This is a genomic window from Streptomyces alkaliphilus, assembly GCF_014141535.1.
In the GTDB taxonomy this organism is placed as follows: Bacteria; Actinomycetota; Actinomycetes; order Streptomycetales; family Streptomycetaceae; genus Streptomyces; species Streptomyces alkaliphilus.
Genome location: NZ_VKHT01001401.1, coordinates 1 through 985 on the forward strand (window position 1 = coordinate 1; position 985 = coordinate 985).

1 protein-coding gene is annotated in these 985 nt (G+C 74.8%); it reads left to right on the forward strand.

The window, feature by feature from the left end; all coding sequences use genetic code 11:
- The first annotated feature begins 29 nt into the window (after window positions 1-29).
- Window positions 30-959 (forward strand): presqualene diphosphate synthase HpnD, encoded by a 930-nt coding sequence (gene hpnD / locus FNQ90_RS24735; RefSeq protein WP_143625220.1) that lies wholly within the window; start codon window positions 30-32, stop codon window positions 957-959.
- Window positions 960-985: the final 26 nt, after the last annotated feature.

The following is a 985-nucleotide window of genomic DNA, read 5'->3' on the forward strand; positions in this document are numbered from 1 at the left end:
TCCCCGAGCAGAAACGCGAGCGCCACCCCGTGACCAGAAGCCCGCGGCCGGCCCCGGCCGTGATCGCCGCCCACCGCTACTGCGAGACCGTCACGGCTCTGGAGGCCCGCAACTTCTCCTACGGCATCCGCCTGCTGCCCGGACCCGGCCGCCACGCCATGTCCGCCCTGTACGCCTTCTCCCGGCGGGTGGACGACATCGGTGACGGCCCCCTGCCCCCGGAGGCCAAGGAGGCCCGGCTCAAGGAGTGCCGGATCCTCCTGGAGAGGATCCGCGCCGGGGAGATCACCGAGGACTGCACCGACCCCGTCGCCCTCGCCCTCGCCGACGCCGTGCGGACCTTCCCCATTCCGGTGGACGCCCTGGACGAGCTGATCGACGGGGTGCTGATGGACGTGCACGGACGCCGGTACCACACCTGGGACGACCTGCGGGACTACTGCCGGTGCGTCGCGGGGGCCGTGGGGCGGCTCTCACTCGGGGTCTTCGGCACCGTACCCGGCGTCCCCGACGCGGACCGCGCCGTCCAGCGGGCCAACACGCTGGGGCTGGCGCTCCAGCTCACCAACATCCTGCGCGACCTGCGCGAGGACGCCCGCAACGGCCGCAGCTACCTGCCCGCCGAGGAACTGCGCCGCTTCGGCTGCCAGGAGGGGTTCCGGGCCGCCGTGCCGCCGGCCGGCGGGGACTTCACCGGCCTGATGCGCTTCCAGGTCCGCCGTGCCCGCGAGCTCTTCGCCGACGGGCTGCGCCTGCTGCCGCTGCTGGACCGTCGTTCGGGTGCCTGCGTCGCGGCCATGGCCGGCATCTACCACCGCCTGCTGGATCACATCGCGGCCGATCCCGCGGCGGTGTTGCGGGGCCGGGTCTCCCTCCCCCCGGCACAGAAGGCGCTGGTCGCGGTGCGCGGGCTGACCGGCCTGGACACCCGTCGCGCCGCCCGGGGGTGCACCGCGTGACCCCGCCCGTCCCGCGGCCCCTCCAC